The sequence below is a fragment of the Chitinophagaceae bacterium genome (genome assembly GCA_016717285.1).
GTDB lineage: Bacteria > Bacteroidota > Bacteroidia > Chitinophagales > UBA10324 > JACCZZ01.
The window spans coordinates 318,979-338,027 of the sequence record JADKFU010000004.1 but is presented as its reverse complement, the minus strand read 5'-3'; the positions used below and the strand labels follow the sequence as shown (position 1 = coordinate 338,027).

Genomic DNA, 19,049 nt, shown 5'->3' with positions numbered 1-19,049 from the left:
TTTAAACCTTACAAATATGCCGGCAAATGCTTCCAAAATATTGTTAGACGGACTAACTTACGATGATGTGCTGCTTTTACCTGCCTATTCTCAGGTGTTGCCACGCGAAGTGGATACAACCTCAAAACTTACCAGGAATATTACTATTAATGTTCCGGTAGTTTCTGCAGCTATGGATACGGTTACGGACTGGGAAATGGCCATCGCGATGGCCAGCCAGGGAGGCATTGGAATCCTGCATAAAAACATGTCCATTGAACGGCAGGCTGAGGCGGTACGCAGGGTAAAAAGAAGTGAAAGTGGTCTCATCATCGACCCGATTACACTCGAAGCGGATCAAACAATTGGCCAGGCTTTGCTCATAATGAAAGAGCATAAGATCGGTGGTATTCCTATCGTGAATAAACAAGGTTTGTTGGTAGGAATCCTTACCAACAGGGACCTGAGGTTTGAGAAAAACACGAAGCGGAAAATTTCGGAAGTAATGACGAAAGACCGGCTGATAACCGCTCCGGAAGGCATGGATCTTAAAAAGGCCGAGGGCATTCTGCAGGATTATAAGGTGGAAAAACTTCCTGTAGTTGATAAGAAAGGTAAATTAAAGGGTCTCATCACCTATCGTGATATTTTAAAACTGAAGAGTCATCCCAATGCCTGCAAGGATAAATATGGTCGATTGCTGGTAGGTGCTGCAGTAGGTGTTACCAACGATATATTCGAACGCATTGCGGCATTAATTCATAACGGAGTGGATGTGATTTGTATTGATACGGCCCATGGTCATTCAAAAGGGGTACTCGATGCTGTGAAAAAAGTAAAGCAGCAATTCAAGGGACTTGAAGTAATCGCAGGTAATGTGGCTACCAGGGAAGGTGCACAGGCATTGGCCGAAGCAGGCGCAGATGCTGTGAAAGTGGGCGTGGGACCTGGTTCTATTTGTACAACTCGCATTGTAACCGGCGCAGGTGTGCCGCAACTTACGGCAATCATGGAAGCAGTTCAGGGCTTGAAAAAATATAATATTCCACTGATTGCGGATGGAGGCATCCGTTATACAGGAGATATTGTGAAGGCTATTGCAGCAGGCGCTGATACCGTGATGGCAGGTTCCCTGTTTGCGGGAGTTGAAGAATCGCCGGGCGAAACTATCATTTTTGAAGGCCGAAAGTTTAAATCTTACCGGGGAATGGGTTCTGTGGAAGCCATGCACGAAGGATCAAAGGACAGATATTTTCAGGATGCTGAAGATGACATTAAAAAACTGGTGCCGGAAGGAATTGTAGGGCGTGTTCCATTTAAAGGTACGTTGGCAGAAGTGATGGTGCAATGTGTTGGTGGATTACGCGCAGGAATGGGTTATACCGGTGCCAGGAACATTCTGTCGTTGCAGGATGCACGCTTTGTAAAAATTTCTACCGCTGGTATTCGCGAAAGCCATGTGCACGACGTGGTAATAACGAATGAAGCACCTAATTATAGCAGGTAGTCTTTGCTGCAGCGTATTTAAAAATGTTACGGCTTTAGCTTCGCCTTACCTGTTATTGAGATTTTTTCACCTGCTTTCTCAGAATTCCGGACAGTGAGGCGTTTTTCACTTTACTTTCTATCCAGCCATTGATGTAAAAATATTTTACTGGAAGTGCGTCCTGGTGGCTATTGAAATGAGTTGTCATGAATGCCTGCGCCTTTTTCCAGGCTTGCTTCTTCTCCTGTTCTGTTTTGATTTTTATCAACTTCTTCAGAAACGACAGAAGAAACATTTCGAAAGCATATGATTTGTTTTTTAAGCGAAGATATTTTTCGGCAGCAGCTATTTTCGAACGGACGATCCGGAGATTGCCCAATTCATAATGTGTTAAAATCTCATCAATCTTAATTCCATTCACTACATCTGCAAGAAAGGAAGAAGGTGTTGTATTAATCGCCCGGTTAATCCAACTCATGGCATCTTCGAATTTTCCTTCAATAAAACAGGCCTGGCCAATCCGCTGCAACATTTGGAGTTCGAATGTTTTACCAATGCTACGTCCATGCAGTTGATATTCCTCGTAGAATGCCGGAACCCTTTCAATCAATGCCTGGAATTTTCCCGTTAGCAGGTAGATGAGAAATTCCTGATGGAAGCCATATTGAAATATCAGGGCACGGTATTTTTCATGAACAGCTTTCAGGCAGCGCATCTGGTCAATGTCTTTCATTGACAAGTCAAACCTGCCCAACGTGCTTGCCGTTATTGATTTGCGCTGCAGCGTTTTTATTCGGGCAGACACACTTTCTTCAAATAATGCCGGATACTCGTGAAACAGCGTTTCTGTTTTTTGTAAAGAAGCATAAGCGGCTTCATACTCATGACCACTATTCTGAATGATGGCACGAAGCGTATAAAAATGATATTTCGCAGAACCGGACAAGGGTACACTTTCCGATGCAAGTAAGGGATGTTGCAACAGCGATTTGTACTTCAACACCTGCTCCTCGTTTCTTGCGTAACCAATTGCAGCCTGCAACTGGTTGAGCTCAATACGAAGTTGATAGTATTCGTAGAGGTTATCTATTTTTTTTCTCAGGTCTTTTAAATTGTTGTTCAGTACTTCCCGTTCCAACTGAATGCGTTCTTTGTTTTCCTCATCAGCAAGGAATTCATAGCGAAGGCTTGTTAGATGAAGCAGGTACGAAAACTTTTCTTTTTTTCCTGCGAATGCCATCGCCTTATCCAGCAATTTCCGGCCTTGCCCAACCAGTCCTTTTTTATGCAGGATCTCTATCTTGCAAATTAATTTGTTGATCTCCACATTGCTGCTTTGATAATACTGATCAAGCGCCTCCAGCAATTGATGATACAAATAATGCTTCAGGAAGGAAAGCTGAGAAGTAATCTTACCATGCAAGTTCTTCTTTAGGATACGCTCATCATATTTATCCATTTTATCAATGGCATCAAATAAAAGCAGATAATTGTTCCGCTTTCCCTTGATATGCACTGAGCTTATCTTTTTAAAGTATCCCTTTTCTGATTTGGATAAAGACTTAATGAGTTCAAAAAGTTGATCGTGTGAATTCATCAGAATCAAAGAAGTGAGTAGTGTAAAGCATTGATTACATTCATTTTAAAGCAATGTTCTTCGCTTTTGAAAACAAAGAATGCAGCCTTAAAGTTATGCATAAAAATAAGTACTCTCTCGTGTATTGCCAATAACTTGCAGCGTCAGTTTTTTTACCTGCATCGTGTAACAAATTTGACAATTGAGAATCAAACCTTTCAATTCATTTTTCCAAACCCCCACCCAAGCATGGACAATCATTTTACTTTTGATTACATCGCCTGTGCAAAACCCAAAGTGAAGTAAAGCTTACCTTAAAATGTTATTCATAACCTCAGGATTAATTTCCTGCTAATGAACACCAACCTTTAAAAAGGTTATGAAAAGCAATGATGAATTAAATGGTACTTTATTTCAAAGCCGTTCCGAAACCGGAACGGCTTTTCTTTTTTTATAGCACCAGGTAAACTACCAATCATTTTTTGGGAACAATAGTTGTCAATGCTCTTTTAAAATTACACCAATGAAATTCAGATATTGGATAACAGCATTGATAGTGATCGCAGTTTCGTGCAATAATCCTGATGATAACAGCATCAATATATTTTCAATTGAAGATGATATTGCACTGGGCAAACAGGTGAGTACAGAAATAGCAAGTGATCCTGTTACCTATCCGTTGCTTGATTCGGTTCAATATGCAGCAGCTTATGATTATGTAAGCAATATCCGCAATAAGATTTTAGGCGCGGGGAAGGTTTTCTACAAAGATGAGTTCGCCTGGGAGATGCATATTATCAAGGACGATAATACCGTAAATGCTTTTTGTACGCCAGGCGGTTATATCTATATCTATACCGGACTGTTAAAATATCTTGATTCAGAAGACCAGCTTGCCGGAGTGATGGGACATGAAATGGCGCATGCGGACCGCAGGCATACCACTGATCAATTGACAACGAGTTATGGCGTGGATTTTCTGCTCTCCATCCTCTTATCAGGAAGTGCTTACGACTATGCATCTATCGCTGCAAGCCTGGCTTTCCTTGAATTCAGTCGGGAAGATGAAACAGAAGCTGATGAATATTCAGTGATTTACCTTTGCCCAACAGATTACAATGCTGCAGGCTCAGCAGGTTTTTTTGAGAAGTTGATTGCTGATGGAAATTCCGGTGATGTTCCTGTTTTTCTAAGTACCCATCCTGATCCGGGAAACAGGGTGGAAGATATTACAGCTACTAAATCAGAACTCGGTTGCTCCGGATCTGCAACGTATGATGAGGCCTACCAGAACTTTCTGGATTTACTTCCCTAATTATTAAGTGGTAAAACAGGCTGACTTAAGTTCAATAGACAAAGACTGAACGCCAGCTAAAACCTTTCTAATAAGCCGCCGTGTATCGAACACTATACAAGGTGGTGTGAGAGCACAGTTAGCCAACTGACCACCTTCCTGCTCGATTTTAAATCAATCCTGAGCTATTAATTATTTACCCGCGATTTATTTGAATCCATTCATTACCCAGCTCAAATCAGAAATTAACCTCTTGAGTAAGAAAGAGTGACAGCGCTGAATCTGTACTGTCTATTTTTATAGCTGTCAATTATACATGACGGAAGATCAAACGATCTGCAATGAAACTGACAGTGATCATCGTTTCAGTAGTTTTTCTATTTGTTTCGCAAATTATGTTCGCGCAAAACCTGGTTCCCAACAACAGCTTTGAAACTAATTCCGGAATGCCGCTTGGTTACGGTGAATGGTCGAAATGCACTACCTGGAACAACGTAAACATGTATCCATTTTTTGTTTTCCCCTATGCAACTCCGGATTACCTTCATGCTAATGCAACAGTAGCAGGTGTAAAGTTACCGACAACAACTTTTGGAACCATCAATGCACACACAGGAAATGCTGTGATGGGTATTGCACTTTACATCGCTTCCACGGCTGATTTCAGAGAATACCTTGCTACAATGCTAACTGTTCCACTGGTGATCGGCCAATTGTATGAAATTTCGTTCTATGTTTCCAACGGAGCCAATGCTTATGATGGTACCGGTTGCAACGGACTGGCAGTAAACTTTTCATCTTCACCACTGACACAGTTTAATCATGAGCATATTAACATTATACCACAATGTGAAAACACAACGCAGATCTGGAATTCAGGATGGGAACTACTAACTTTTTATTATACCGCAACAGCCGCCTATCAATACATTACCATCGGTAACTTCAGAAGTGACGTCGCTACCGCACACACGTACCATGGGCCGGGAAATGATGCAGCCTATTATTTTATTGATGATGTTGAAGTGAAGGCATCCATCGTGCTTCCTATTGAACTCCTGTCCTTTTCAGGCCAAAGAACCGGCATAAAAAACCGACTGGATTGGAAAACTGCTTCCGAAATCAATTCCGATCATTTTGAGATAGAAAAAAGTGAGGATGCAAAAACTTTTTACAATACCGGAATAATCAAAGCTGCGGGAAATTCGTTGCTCCAGTCAGCCTATACTTTTTACGATGATTCGAATCTCCATGCAATTGATTTTTACCGTCTGAAGTTGGTGGACACAGACAACCGTTGCAGTTATTCAAAAGTGATTGCGATAGAAAGTTTATCACAGGAATTTTCTGCCACTGTACTGGAAAATCCGTTTAGCAGCAGGTTGAATATAAGTTGTGAAAGCAATAAAGAATTATTCTGCAGCTATCAGGTTTGTAATCAGCTCGGTGAAATTGTTTGCAACAACTCGCAAAAACTTTTTCCGGGGTCGAACATAATTACCATCAACAATGCTGATTGGATGGATGGAATTTATTTCATCACGCTCATGACAGGTAGCCGGATAATAAATTTAAGAGCAATAAAGCATCGTGTTTGGTAAGAGAGATATTTTCACTTTGATATACTGATGAAGTAAAGTTTTAAAAGCGGTATTTAATGCAATGATTTGTGTCAACTTATTTCAGGATGAGGCATGTCATGTAAAAAAAAGGGCATCCGCTATGATGCCCTTTTTTAGAAAATGATGACTTCCGTTTTACCGGTTCACCACCCATCTTGAAACCTGTTCATCCGCACCGGCCACAATTTTACTGATATAGAGGCCTTCGGGAAACTGATTCACATTGATTATCTCATCGTAAGATCCTGCCGCTTTCATTCCTAAATTTTTCACAAATATTTTTGAACCCAATACATTGTAAACTTCCAAACGAACATCGCTCGCCAAATCCAGATTGAATTGCAATTTAACGTCGTCACTCGCAGGATTGGGAAACAGGGTTACGCCATTCACATTTGCTGCAACATCATCTATTCCGGTAGCTAATGGTAAAGGCACCAATGCTCCACCAGCAGACAATGCCACATATAAACCAAATGCAGCACCATCGCTGTTGTTGGCCGGATTGAGGAATCCGGAAGCAAGCACAGTAAGTGCCTGATCCTGTAAAGCAAGTGTGCCAAGAGGGGCTTCATAGGTGGCAACTGTTGTTGTACCTGTTTCATCCCGCACATCAAGTTTATAATCTGCTGTGAGTAATTCAAGGTATCCGGCGAATTGTGAATAGGAAATATCGTTCACAATTGTGCCAGCTCCAGCTCCCGTTTCCACTACATCTACTGTAGGCGCGTCCGTTGAACCATGATACACTAAAACATCTGTGTTCACCGCTTCTATTGCACGTTCACGACCTGTTGCAAACACATCCAGGTTAAAGGCCGGTGCAGGAAAATAACCTGTTGCACTTACAATACCATTGGCAACAAGCAAATACGTAGCACCGCCCGTAAGGGTATAATTAAACGCAGCTATCGGATCTGCAGCGCTTGTGCTATTTTGATCTTTGATGGCGATGGTTAAGTTTTCTCCTGCAGGTGCATCAATAAAAGGAGTGGCCGTTCTGAATTCAAAATTGTCAATCAGCTTTGTATCATTCAACCATACATCTACTGTTGCTGCTGCTGCATCGGCTGCATTGTGAATCACCTGTACACGAGCGGTTGATATTGCTGCTGAAGGAAGCGCAACTAACGCACCACCTGTCGGGAGTGCCACATAAATTCCAAATGCAGGACCATTGCTGTTAACGGAAGGATCCAAAAATCCTGATGCCAGTGCAACGGCCGCAGCACCATTCAAGCCCAGTGTTGCAAGTGGAGCGTCATATTGCGCCACTGTAGTGATGCCATGCGCATCGCGCACCTGTAATGAATAATCAGCGGTAGGTAAGGCAAGATATCCGGAAAACTCACTGTATGAAAGATCATCTATTACAGTGCCGGCCCCAACGCCCACTTCTTTTACATCTACTGTAGGCGCATCAGTTGCACCATGAAATACCATTACATCAGTATTAGCTGCAAGAGTCGCAGTTTCTTCACCCATGTCATAAGCGTACAAATCAAAAGGTGTTGCCGGTGCATATCCTGTCGGGCTTACGATACCATTTGCAATCACCACGTACGTTTTTCCGGCAGCCAGTGTAAAAGTTTTTGTAAACAAGGCATTTATAGTATCTGTGCTGCCTGCAGGTTGAATACTCACTTTAAAAGCAACTCCGGAAGGCGCATCAATAAATGGTGAAGCTGTCCGGAAATTGAAATCATTAAGGAGCAGCGTATTGTCCAGCCATACGTCAACTGTAGTAGCTGCAAGGTCTGCTGAATTGTGGATTACTTGTAAACGCGCCGTTGCAAAAAGGTTGACACTTGTAAGAAGCAACAAGGCGGATAGGAAAATGCTTATTCGTTTCATGGTAAAAATTGGTTTTAGTTTTTGATTGATTGATTAATTATTCGCAGTATAACTGCGAGTGCACCATTTTGTTTAACATTTGAATTAAAACATTAAACAATATGGCAATCGTATGACAATTTGCGGCAGGTAATAATTTCGAAAGAGGAATCGGAGAGAAACAACCGGCTCTTGAGGTCCAATAGTTACACTAAAAGGATGCTGATTTTTTTAGCAGCTTAATTACTGCTTAACTGCACAGGCGGCTGAGGTACACGACAAATTAGCAACGAAGAAGCTGACGTGATAAAAGCTTATGCTACTTAAGAAATCGGCGTGTTAAAAATCACCAGCTATCTATTAGTATAGCCGGGGCCGCGGTTACAAAACTTGCCTCCAAAGGCGTCATATGTGTTCGATACCCTAAAATTTATTTATCTATTTTTCGTCCAACAAACAACCTATGAAATACTTTGTTACCGGAGCTACCGGATTTGTTGGCGGAAAAATGGTGCGGTTGCTCCGTTCCAAAAATCATGAAGTGAACGCCATTGTACGCAATCCTGAAAAGGCAAAAGATCTGAGTGACATCGGCATTACCGTTGTGAAAGGTGATGTGACGGAAAAAGAAAGTATGCGGGAAGCGATGCGTGGCTGCGATGGCGTGTTTCACATTGCCGGTTGGTACAAGATCGGCGTGCGTGATAAAACACCCGGCCAAAAAATAAACATCGATGGAACCCGCAACGTGCTGGAGCTAATGAAAGAACTCAATATTCAAAAAGGAGTTTACACGAGTACACTGGCCGTTAATTCTGATACACAAGGTCAGTTGCGTGATGAATCTTTTCAGTTTTCTGGTAAGCATCTAAGTGAATACGATCGTACCAAGGCCGAAGCGCACCATATCGCCAAAGAGTTTATTCAACAAAGCTTACCGCTTGTGATCGTAATGCCCGGATTGATTTATGGACCGGGCGATACCAGCATGAGCGGTGATTCTCTGCGCGATTATCTCCGGAAAAAATTACCAATGCTTCCCAAAATAACCGCTTATTCATGGGCTCATGTGGATGATATTGTTACCGCACATTGGCTTGCGATGGAAAAGGGAAAGCCGGGAGAAACTTACATTATCTGTGGACCTTCACATACGCTGAGGGAAGCTTACCAAATCGCAGAAAAAATAACCGGCATCAAATCACCCATGTTTATCTCTCCCGCTGTGCTTAATATCAGCGCAGGCATCGCTTCCGTTATTGAAAAAATAATACCGTTGCCGGAATTGTATGCTTCTGAAACACTGCAGGTGACAGCAGGACATACATATCTTGGCGATAATACAAAGGCTAAACAAGAATTAGGATATGCACCCCGCGCTTTGGAAGTCGGACTTAAAGAAACGTTGCTTTATGAAATGGATGAAATGGGAATAAGACTTAAGTAATCAGCATGAAGAATGTGCCAATGTGCCAATGCTGTAAGGTGCCAATGAAAAAATGACGAATGACCAATCACCAATGACTAATTATCAATGACCAATTAAGAATGGCAATGACTAAGGACTGACGACACTGGACTAACGACTTTTTATGATATCACAACTTGAAGCGCTGGAAAAAATTTCACGGTTACTGGAACCTGTAGCCGGTAAGCGTGATGTCGTAAGAAAAAAAGTGATTGATTATTCGGAGAACTTCATCAACCATATTGAAACACTAAAAGCGTTCGAAGTCAATGATGAAAATGGTGCAGGCCTGCTTTCATTTCCTGTAAGTGAAGAGCCCATCGATATTGAATTGGCGCTTGCTATCCTTAAAAGTCAGGTTGATCATACAGGGCTCAATCCTGCTTCCGGTGGTCATCTGGGTTATATTCCCGGAGGTGGTATTTACTATGCTGCATTAGGTGACTATCTGGCTGATGTATTCAACCGCTATGCCGGTGTTTACTTCGCTTCACCAGGTGCCGTGAGAATGGAAAACTTGCTCATACAATGGATGAGCGGGCTGATGGGTTACCCTCAAAATGCTATCGGTAATCTTACATCAGGCGGAAGTATAGCAAACCTGATGGGTATTGTATGTGCGCGTGACGCTTCCATGATCAAAGCACGTGACTTTGAAAAGGCTGTTATTTACATTACTTCTCAGGTACATCACTCCATTGAAAAAGCCATCCGTATAGCAGGTCTTAAAGAATGCATTATCCGGCATGTGCCATTAGATGAGCGCTACCGGATGAAAGCAGATGATCTGGAAAGAATGATTGTGCTTGACAAAACTAACCGACTGCTTCCATTTTTAGTGGTCGCTTCTGCCGGCACAACAGATACCGGCGCTATTGATCCGCTGGATGATATCGGAAACATAGCAAAGAAGCATGAACTGTGGTACCACATCGATGGCGCATACGGTGGATTTTTTATGCTCACTGCTGAAGGAAAAGAAAAACTAAAAGGCATTGAGCAATCAGATACATTGGTGATTGATCCGCATAAGTCATTGTTTCTACCCTATGGATCTGGTGTATTGCTGGCAAAGGATCCCAGGCAACTGAATGCGTCTCACTTTTATTTTGCCAACTACATGCAGGATACCTTGCAGGCCACTGAAGAAGTATCGCCTGCTGATGTATCGCCTGAACTCACCAAACATTTCCGTGGGTTAAGACTCTGGTTGCCTTTAAAATTACTGGGACTAAAACCTTTCCGTGCGTGTCTCGAAGAGAAGCTGCTCCTTGCAAAATATTTTTATGAAGAAGTTCAAAAACTTGGGTTTGAAGTGGGAGCAGCGCCACAGTTGTCAGTAGTCACCTATCGGTATATTCCGGAAACAGGTGATGCCGATGCCTTTAACAAGCAACTGGTAGAAGCAGTACAGAAAGACGGTCGTGTATTTATTTCGTCTACCATTCTCGATGGAAAATTTACGCTCCGTGCCGCCATCGTTTCTTTCAGAACGCATTTGTCAACGATTGATCTGTTGCTTGCTGTGTTGAAAGAAAAAGTACAATTGTTGAATAAGCAATAAAATCTGCACGAAACATCTGGAGCTACGTATAATGGCATTTACCTCCTTAATGCTATCTAGTCCTCATCACACTTCCCAAACCTGCTTTCCCATATTCCTTCATCATTTTTCTTAGATTTGCTCACCAAATACAACGCTATGCGTAAACAATTACCTCACCTGTTTCTGTGCACTTTGATTTATTTAGTCACTGTCTTTGCTCCGGTTTCCTCCAACGCTCAAAACGCAACACCCAATGCGGGTTTTGAGGACTGGACAGCAGTAAATTTCTTCGGCAATTTTTTTATACCCAACAGTTGGGACAATCTTGATTCAAGTACTGCGATCATTAATATCCTCACTTGTCAACGCACAGAGGACGCTCATTCAGGAAGCTATGCAGTGAAGCTGGTTTCTTATTATGTAAATATTGGGACTATTGTTGATACTGCAAACGGTATTATAACTACCGGTAACCTGATTACCATTCCTCCTTATGGTAACGTAGGGGGCATTACCTATCATGAACGTCCGGACAGCATCTCCGGCTGGTTTAAATACGCACCGGTCGGCGGCGATTCCACCTTTATTGAATTCAGCCTTTTTGCCCCGAATGGCGATACGATCGGTATTGCACTTTTAAAAATCGGAGCCACCATTTCCAACTATACCCGCTTCTCTGCTCCGGTGAAATATTTTTCTTCTGAAACACCAGACCTTTCCAGGTGGCTCATTTCGTCAGGCAACGGATACGACGCAATTCCGGGAAGCACGTTGTTCGTAGACGATGTTTCATTGCTCTTCACCACAGGCATTCATGAAGTGCAAAGCAATTCAGGCATGCAACTGATCAATACAATGGTAACAAACGAAATACTGCTTTCTAATCCCAAACATTTAAAATCAAAATTACTATTGTATAATACGATCGGTGCATTGCAGGCATCTTTGCCGGTAGAAAATGAATCTGAACATTTCACACTTCAACATTTAAGCAATGGCATGTATTCCTGTATAGTAATTGGTGATGACGGTTCCATCCAGTTGAGTAAGAAAATAATCGTGCAACAATAATTCTGCATGACACGCACCTTTTTATTATCTATTACTGCTATCGTCAAAATTGTAGCGATAGCATCCTGTATATTAATCCCTTCCTTTTCTTTCAGTCAGTCTTCCGGCACTTTGAAAGGACTGGTGCTGGATGAACAATCGCGTGATGCAGTGATAGGTGCCAACATCTTTTTGCTTTCATCAAAAGCAATCGGCACCGCATCAGATAATGAAGGTAAATTCACCTTGCTGCTTACGTCCGGCAACCAGACATTGGTTTGCTCCTACCTCGGTTATGTCAGCGATACTTTCACGGTAGTAATGGAAGCCGGAAAAACCAGCGAGTATAACATCCTGTTAAAGATGGAATCAAAAGTGCTCGACAACATTGTGGTATCAGCAGGTAAGTACGAGCAACGATTGGAAGATATCACAGTTTCCATGGAACTGCTGAAACCCAAAATCATTGAATCGAGAAACACGACCAATATTACGCAGGCACTCGAACAAGTTCCCGGATTAAATATTCTGGATGAAGAACCACAAATCCGTGGCGGCAGTGGTTTTGCTTTTGGAGTAGGAACACGCGTACTTTCTATGATTGATGGCATTCCCATTCTTACCGGCGATGCCGGCAGAACCAACTGGAGTTTTATTCCCATCGAAAACCTGAACCAGGTGGAAGTGATCAAAGGCGCTGCATCTGTATTGTATGGTTCTTCCGCACTCAGTGGCACCATCAACTTTCTCACCTCTTATCCAACGCAACCTCACGAAACAAAAATCCGCCTGTACACAGGATTTTATAGCGCACCTTCCAATGGCGCTGCGAAGTGGTGGACTGGTGCCGCGAATTTTTCGGGTTTGAACATCAACCATGCGATGAAAACAAAACTGTTTGATGTAATTCTCGGCGGTCAGATTTTATATGATCACAACTACATCGGTCCGCCTGTGGTTGACCCAACATTGCCTTTTTCACAGGACAGTTTAAGCAACAGCGACATCGGCGACCGTTCCGGACGTTTCAATTTTAATTTTCGTTACCGTCCTGCAAATGTTGACGGACTTTCGATGGGTATCAATGGCAATGCCATGCTGGAACATTCCAATTTTTCATTGGTGTGGGGCGACGACAGTGCAAAAATTTACCGCGCTTTTCCATCCACCATGACCATATCAGATTCCTGGCAATTTTATCTTGATCCGTACATCACTTACTTCACTCCATCAGGATTACATCATCAACTGAAATCGAGACTCTATTTTACCGATACCGATAATTCCAACTCGCAATCTACAAAGTCAGAAAATTATTACTTCGAATACACAGCTTCAAAAGAACTCACTGATGTTGGTATGTTGCATGTCACAGCCGGGTTTGTAACCAACCAGAATTTCGTGCATGCAGCACTTTATTCCAGCAGCGGAAAGGCTGACAATCACTTGCAGAATTATGCATTGTTCATGCAGCTTGACAAAAAATTCTGGGATGTGTTAAATCTCTCACTCGGTTTTCGCGGAGAATACTTTCAGATTAATGCGACAGAGAATACAGTGAAGCCTATTATACGTTTAGGTGCCAATTTACATTTGGCGAAAAGCTCTTTTCTCCGCTTCTCCTATGGACAAGGTTACCGTTATCCCACCATCACGGAAAAATACATCAGCACTTCTGTAGGTGGCATTACTGTATTTCCCAATCCCGATCTTCAACCTGAAACAAGCTGGAATGCAGAAGTTGGTATCAAACAGGGATTCAGGATTGCGAAATTCATGGGCTTCATTGATCTTGCAACTTTCTGGCAGGAATACTTTAACACGATTGAGTACAACTATGCATTGTGGGAACCCGGGAAAGCAGGATTTAAGTTTGTGAACACAGGTCATACAAGAGTGAGAGGTATTGATTTGTCTTTAACAGGTGACGGTCAGCTTTCTTCCACTGTCGGGCTCACTGTGATCGCCGGATATACTTACACTTTGCCACAGTCAGTAGAACCACATTTTGAATATGCGGTAGATAACCCTTCAGAAGGATTTATACCCAAACCGTTGAGTTATATTTCCACCAGTTCCGATACCACCAACTACATTTTGAAATACCGCTTTCAGCACATAGCTAAGATTGACGCGGAAGTTTCCTGGAAATCATTTGCTTTCGGTGCCAGCGAACGCTATTACAGCTTCATGCAAAACATAGATCAGACTTTTTATGACCTCGATCGCCCCGGATTTTTACCAACAGGCATTACCAACTACCGTGAAGTTCACAGCAACGGCACCTGGGTTACGGATATGCGTCTCAGTTATGTTATCAAAAAAAATTATCACATTGCCATTGTGGCTAATAACATTTTTAACCTTGAATATTCTTTGCGGCCGGTGAAGATTGAATCGATGCGCTCCATAGCATTACAGCTAAGGGCAGATATTTGAAACAAAGAATCCTGCATTTTAGAATATGGAAGAACTTATTGCACGCTATCAAAAGGGTGACAATCGCTATTTACCATCACCCGGATTTGAGTGGTCGAAAAGTTATTGATAGAAAATAATTTCTTACTGTGAATTATTTGCGCAATTGTGTTGGGACAGTCCTATCACAGGGCTTCTGTTTAAATAGATTCCAGGTATAAGGATGTTTTATTGTGTGATCTTTATTCGCTATCATTTAATGGTATTGTTATCAAAATAAAAAGACGGAAGCTGGTGCTTCCGCCTTACTATTTATCAAATGCATTTATGCTACGCTGTTACACTTGCAGCACCTTTGTAAGCACCTGCAAACCATTGCGCAAATTCTTCAATGGTAGTGGGTGTGGTACTCGTTGCATCACGCAGTTGATGATTCAACATATCTCCTTCGCTGAGGTCCTTTGCCATTTGCACCATTCTTTTCGCTGCATCAGCACTCATCATCTGACTCATGGCTTGTTCAGCCTGATCATAAGGGAACGCTACATACGCCAGATCAGGTTTTCCAATAGCTTTTCCCAGGATTCTGGCCACTTCATTGTAAGAAACATCCCTGCTGCCCAGCAGGTATTGATGAGATTTTCCTGCAAAATCCATTGACAGCAGTCTCTTAGCAGCATAAGCACCAATGTCAACTGTTGCGATCATCGGCATCATTAAATCGCCCCGAACCGGTGAACCCATGATTCCCATCTGTTGAATAGTACCTATCTGCCAGTAAAGGTTTTCCATAAAATAAGCAGGGCGAAGGACAAGTACATTCACGCCGTCCATCTGTTCAAATGCTTTTTCCATTTTCATAAGACCTTCAATGATGCTGGTTGTATCTTCATCATGGGCGCCCACACTACTGAGCAGTACAACGTTTTTAACTCCGCTGTTCTTTACTGCAGCAATGTAGGATTCCCTTACCTGACTGCTGTACAAAGACTGATCAGCGGCAGCAAGGTTCGGAGGCACCATCAGAAATGCTGCATCGACACCCGTTAAAACACTGGTCATGAATTCAGCATTAGTTACATCACCTGTTATCATGCTGGCACCTTTCGCTGCCAGTTCATTCAGCTTTTCAGGATTGCGGGCAATCACTGTTACTTTTTGACTGGCCGACAACAGTTGTTCAGCCAATACTTTTCCAATGTTACCGGAAGCACCGGTAATTAAATACGTTTTACGCATGCGATTTAATTTTTGTTTTGTTAATTAAGACGCTATCGTAAACCTTATATTTTACTTTAGGTTCAATATCCAATGCTAATTTCTTGTACTATTTTTGATTTCATAATAGAGATCATTGTAAATAAGTGCCATAAAAATGGACATACAAAAACCGGCATCTTTTATAGCAACATTTTTTGTCGAATGAATTTTCTGTTTGATCAGAAACCTTCGGTATTATGTATAATAAAAGAAGCTTTCAACACCATAAGTGATACATTCGCCCGTTACTGGCCAATGTTTTACCGCACCCTGCTTTTCATTCCCCTTTTTCTCATTTTAACCGCCGCTATGGCGCAGGATTCACCTGCGAAAATTTCTAAATCACTGCAGGCCGTTCGTATCGATCAGCCTGTTCAGATTGATGGCGATTTGAATGATGTACCATGGATCAATGCGCCTGTTGCAAATGAGTTTATACAACTGGAACCTGCGCCAGGACAACCGGCTGTGCAAAAAACAGAAGTCAAAATACTGTATGATGATGTTGCTATTTACGTTGGAGCCGTGATGTATGATACTTCCGGCAAGCCCATCAATACTGAACTTTCCGACCGCGATAACATCAATGTAGCCGACTGGTTTGGTGTGTTTATCGATTGCTATCGCGACGGACTGAATGGCGTTGGCATGATCATCACTGCATCAGGTGTTGAGAATGACGCCAAGTATTCTGTGTTGGGAGAAGACTTTAGCTGGGATGCTGTCTGGAGCTGCAAGGTGAAAGTAACCGATCAAAAATGGACGGCGGAATTCCGCATTCCATATTCCGCTTTGCGATTCCCGGGAGATGCTGAACAGACCTGGCGTATCAACTTCGGACGGTTCATTACTCACAGCCGCGAAAAATCATTCTGGAGTGAAATTGATCCGGAGGTGAATGGGTTTTTAAACCAGGCCGGCATGTTAAACGGTATAAAAAATATCAAGCCTCCCATACGTTTGGCATTGTATCCTTACGTTGCAGCGTACTATGAAAACTATAATGATAAAAGCGCTAACCCTTCTGAAAACAGTTATGGCTTCAATGGCGGACTTGATTTGAAATATGGAATCAACGATGCCTTTACGCTCGACATGACGCTTGTTCCTTATTTCGGACAAGTGCAATCAGATGCGCAGGTGCTCAATCTTTCACCGTTTGAAACACACTTTGATGAGAAGCGGCAATTCTTTACGGAAGGAACAGAGCTTTTCAATAAGGGCGGATTGTTTTATTCACGCCGTGTTGGCGGCACACCAATCGGATATTATGATGTGTATGGAGAAACTGCCGACAATGAAGTAATCACAGAAAATCCTGCGCAGTCACAACTGATCAATGCCACCAAGATTTCAGGCCGTACAGGTAACAATCTAGGCATCGGTTTTTTCAATGCTGTTTCTACACCTACGCATGCTGTTATTACCAATACGGATAATAATTCTGAAAGAGAAGTACTTACTGATCCACTCACCAATTACAATGTGCTGGTATTTGACCAGGGATTAAAAAACAACTCCTATGTTACCTTCATCAATACCAATGTAATGCGCGAAGGATCTTACTACGATGCCAACGTAACCGGCGGAGAATTTCAGGTGAACAACAAAAAGCAATCGTATGGAATTTATGCCAATGCTGCTGTGAGTCAAAAATATTACGGCGGTCTTAAAAATCCCGAGACTGGATTTAATACAGGACTGAACCTCCGGAAAATAAGCGGAAAATTTACAGGAACGCTTTGGCAATATATTCAAAGTGATACGTATGATCCGAATGATCTTGGTTATCTTCCCAATAATAATACCTGGGGAGAAGGAGCAGATGCCTACTATAATATTTATGATCCTTTCGGTCCTTTTCTCAGCATGTCTTTTTCTTTGAACACCTCGTATGTCAGGCTCTATAATCCAAACGAGTTTCACAATTTCTCCATTGGTGGTGAATGGTGGATGAAGTTCCGGAACTACCTTGCAGGCGGTATTTTTTTCTACACAGAGCCGGTGATTACCTACGACTGGTGGGAACCAAGAACGCCCGGAAGATTTTATACCTATCCCATCAATCACAACATCGGAGGTTGGTTTGAATCAGACTACACAAAGAAATTTGCTTTCAGTTTCAATACCAACTACAGAAAGTTTATAGAGGATGGTCGCTACCGGTTCAACTTTTATGTCTCACCACGTTTCAGGTTGAATGATCACCTTTCCTTTGCAGTTAATTATTTCCACAATAGCTGGATCAATGATGTAGGCTACGTTGATGATGAAGCAGGTAAAATCCTTTTCGGAATCCGTAATAACATCACGAATGAACTTTCGCTGAACGGAAGTTATGTATTCAACAATGCGATGGGTATCAGTCTTAACGTACGGCATTACTGGTCGTTTGCAGACTACAGCAGCGTGAAGGAACTTGATGAAGAAGGCATGCTGGTGAATACTGAATGGTCTGAACAATTCAATCCTGCGGATTATAACATTAATTACAATGCATTCACTGTCGATATGGTGTACCGTTGGCGGTTTGCACCGGGCAGCGAAATTGATATTGTTTGGAAAAATGCGATCTACCAGTACGCGCAAGGAAAAAGTTCGCTGGTAGATGATTATGTTCAGAATTTTGAGACAACCTTTGATGCACCGGCCACGAATAACTTATCAGTGAAACTCATTTATTATATTGATTACCTGATGGTAAAAAACTGGTTCAAGAAAGATGCTTCCAGTGCTTTTGTTCCCGATAAACAAAACAATGCTCATTATTCAGGTTATCCAATGGACGAACGAAATATGTATCGGCCCGGAATGTAAGACCCGTTGAGTCCTGATTTATTGAGCTATCAAATTTTACGGCCGCATTTTTTTCATCGCTTCAGCAATTAAACCCGCATTCAGCTCATTCAGTTTTTCAAGTTCTGAAATAATGTTCACATAATTTTTATCATCACGGTTCTGGCTCAGTTTCCAGTTTCCTTCCATCTTATCTATAGAAATTTCCAATCCAACCACACCTTTCATTTCTTTGCGCACATAATCCTGTGGCATCGTTTCTATGCTCACAGGTTGTTTTGAAACAGCTTCATATTTATTCACCAGTCGTTTCAGTGATTCATACAATTGTTCACCTTCTACTATTTTCACTTTGCCGGTAACATGCACCGCAATATAATTCCACGTTGGAACATTTACATGATCGTACCACGATGAAGAGATGTAAGTATGCGGCCCCATAAAAACAGCAAGCACATCCGGATGTGCCTCGAAACTTTTCCATTGTGGATTAGCCCGTGATAAATGTCCCCACAAAACCCGCTCATCCTTTTCATTCGTTTGCAGTTCGAGTGGAATGTGTGTCGTCCAGGGTTTACCTTCATGCACACTGATTAAGGAGGCAAAGCTGTTTTTTTGCAGGAACTGTTCTATTTCCGGAAAATTAGTGTTGCGGTATAGTTTAGGTACGTACATGATGATTGATACTGAGTTGTTCAAAGATACTTTCTTCAAATCGAAT

At 42.1% G+C, this 19,049-nt stretch carries 12 protein-coding genes; 8 read left to right on the top strand and 4 right to left on the bottom strand.

The features are described from left to right. Positions 1-16: 16 nt before the first annotated feature. The gene (gene guaB / locus IPO83_06735) at positions 17-1,486 is read left to right on the top strand and encodes an IMP dehydrogenase (GenBank protein ID MBK9730966.1); all 1,470 of its coding nucleotides are present in this window, start codon (positions 17-19) and stop codon (positions 1,484-1,486) included. A 52-nt stretch (positions 1,487-1,538) separates the two neighbouring features. Here guaB and IPO83_06730 read toward each other — a convergent pair whose 3' ends face one another. Then, on the bottom strand, positions 1,539-2,981 hold the full coding sequence (locus IPO83_06730) for a hypothetical protein (protein MBK9730965.1): 1,443 nt from the start codon (positions 2,979-2,981) through the stop codon (positions 1,539-1,541). A gap of 583 nt (positions 2,982-3,564) precedes the next feature. On the opposite strand from IPO83_06730, the gene IPO83_06725 reads away from it, so the two are divergent. Both IPO83_06725 and IPO83_06720 read left to right on the top strand, forming a co-directional pair. Next, positions 3,565-4,356 carry a M48 family metalloprotease gene (locus IPO83_06725; GenBank protein MBK9730964.1) on the top strand — a complete coding sequence of 264 codons (792 nt, stop codon included), beginning with the start codon at positions 3,565-3,567 and terminating at the stop codon, positions 4,354-4,356. 320 nt (positions 4,357-4,676) lie between these two features. Further along, the gene (locus IPO83_06720) at positions 4,677-5,936 is read left to right on the top strand and encodes a hypothetical protein (GenBank protein MBK9730963.1); all 1,260 of its coding nucleotides are present in this window, start codon (positions 4,677-4,679) and stop codon (positions 5,934-5,936) included. 156 nt (positions 5,937-6,092) lie between these two features. Here IPO83_06720 and IPO83_06715 read toward each other — a convergent pair whose 3' ends face one another. Then, positions 6,093-7,811 carry a DUF4397 domain-containing protein gene (locus IPO83_06715; protein ID MBK9730962.1) on the bottom strand — a complete coding sequence of 573 codons (1,719 nt, stop codon included), beginning with the start codon at positions 7,809-7,811 and terminating at the stop codon, positions 6,093-6,095. Positions 7,812-8,253: 442 nt separating this feature from the next. Between IPO83_06715 and IPO83_06710 the strand changes: the two genes are divergently transcribed. The 4 genes from IPO83_06710 (at position 8,254) to IPO83_06695 (ending at position 14,293) form a co-directional block, all read left to right on the top strand. Next, positions 8,254-9,237 (top strand): NAD-dependent epimerase/dehydratase family protein, encoded by a 984-nt coding sequence (locus IPO83_06710; GenBank protein ID MBK9730961.1) that lies wholly within the window; start codon positions 8,254-8,256, stop codon positions 9,235-9,237. A gap of 145 nt (positions 9,238-9,382) precedes the next feature. Continuing rightward, positions 9,383-10,822, top strand: a complete 1,440-nt coding sequence (locus IPO83_06705; protein ID MBK9730960.1) for an aminotransferase class V-fold PLP-dependent enzyme — start codon at positions 9,383-9,385, stop codon at positions 10,820-10,822. A gap of 138 nt (positions 10,823-10,960) precedes the next feature. After that, a complete protein-coding gene (locus IPO83_06700) occupies positions 10,961-11,875 on the top strand; it encodes a hypothetical protein (GenBank protein ID MBK9730959.1) in 915 nt (304 codons plus the stop codon). Positions 11,876-11,881: 6 nt separating this feature from the next. Further along, positions 11,882-14,293, top strand: a complete 2,412-nt coding sequence (locus tag IPO83_06695; protein MBK9730958.1) for a TonB-dependent receptor — start codon at positions 11,882-11,884, stop codon at positions 14,291-14,293. 309 nt (positions 14,294-14,602) lie between these two features. Here IPO83_06695 and IPO83_06690 read toward each other — a convergent pair whose 3' ends face one another. Further along, positions 14,603-15,511: an SDR family NAD(P)-dependent oxidoreductase gene (locus IPO83_06690; protein MBK9730957.1), complete on the bottom strand. Its 909-nt coding sequence runs from the start codon at positions 15,509-15,511 to the stop codon at positions 14,603-14,605. 183 nt (positions 15,512-15,694) lie between these two features. Here IPO83_06690 and IPO83_06685 point away from each other — a divergent pair, with 183 nt between their 5' ends. Next, positions 15,695-18,349: a carbohydrate binding family 9 domain-containing protein gene (locus tag IPO83_06685; GenBank protein ID MBK9730956.1), complete on the top strand. Its 2,655-nt coding sequence runs from the start codon at positions 15,695-15,697 to the stop codon at positions 18,347-18,349. A gap of 36 nt (positions 18,350-18,385) precedes the next feature. On the opposite strand, the gene IPO83_06680 is transcribed toward IPO83_06685, so the two are convergent. Continuing rightward, a complete protein-coding gene (locus IPO83_06680; protein MBK9730955.1) occupies positions 18,386-19,003 on the bottom strand; it encodes an FMN-binding negative transcriptional regulator in 618 nt (205 codons plus the stop codon). Positions 19,004-19,049: the final 46 nt, after the last annotated feature.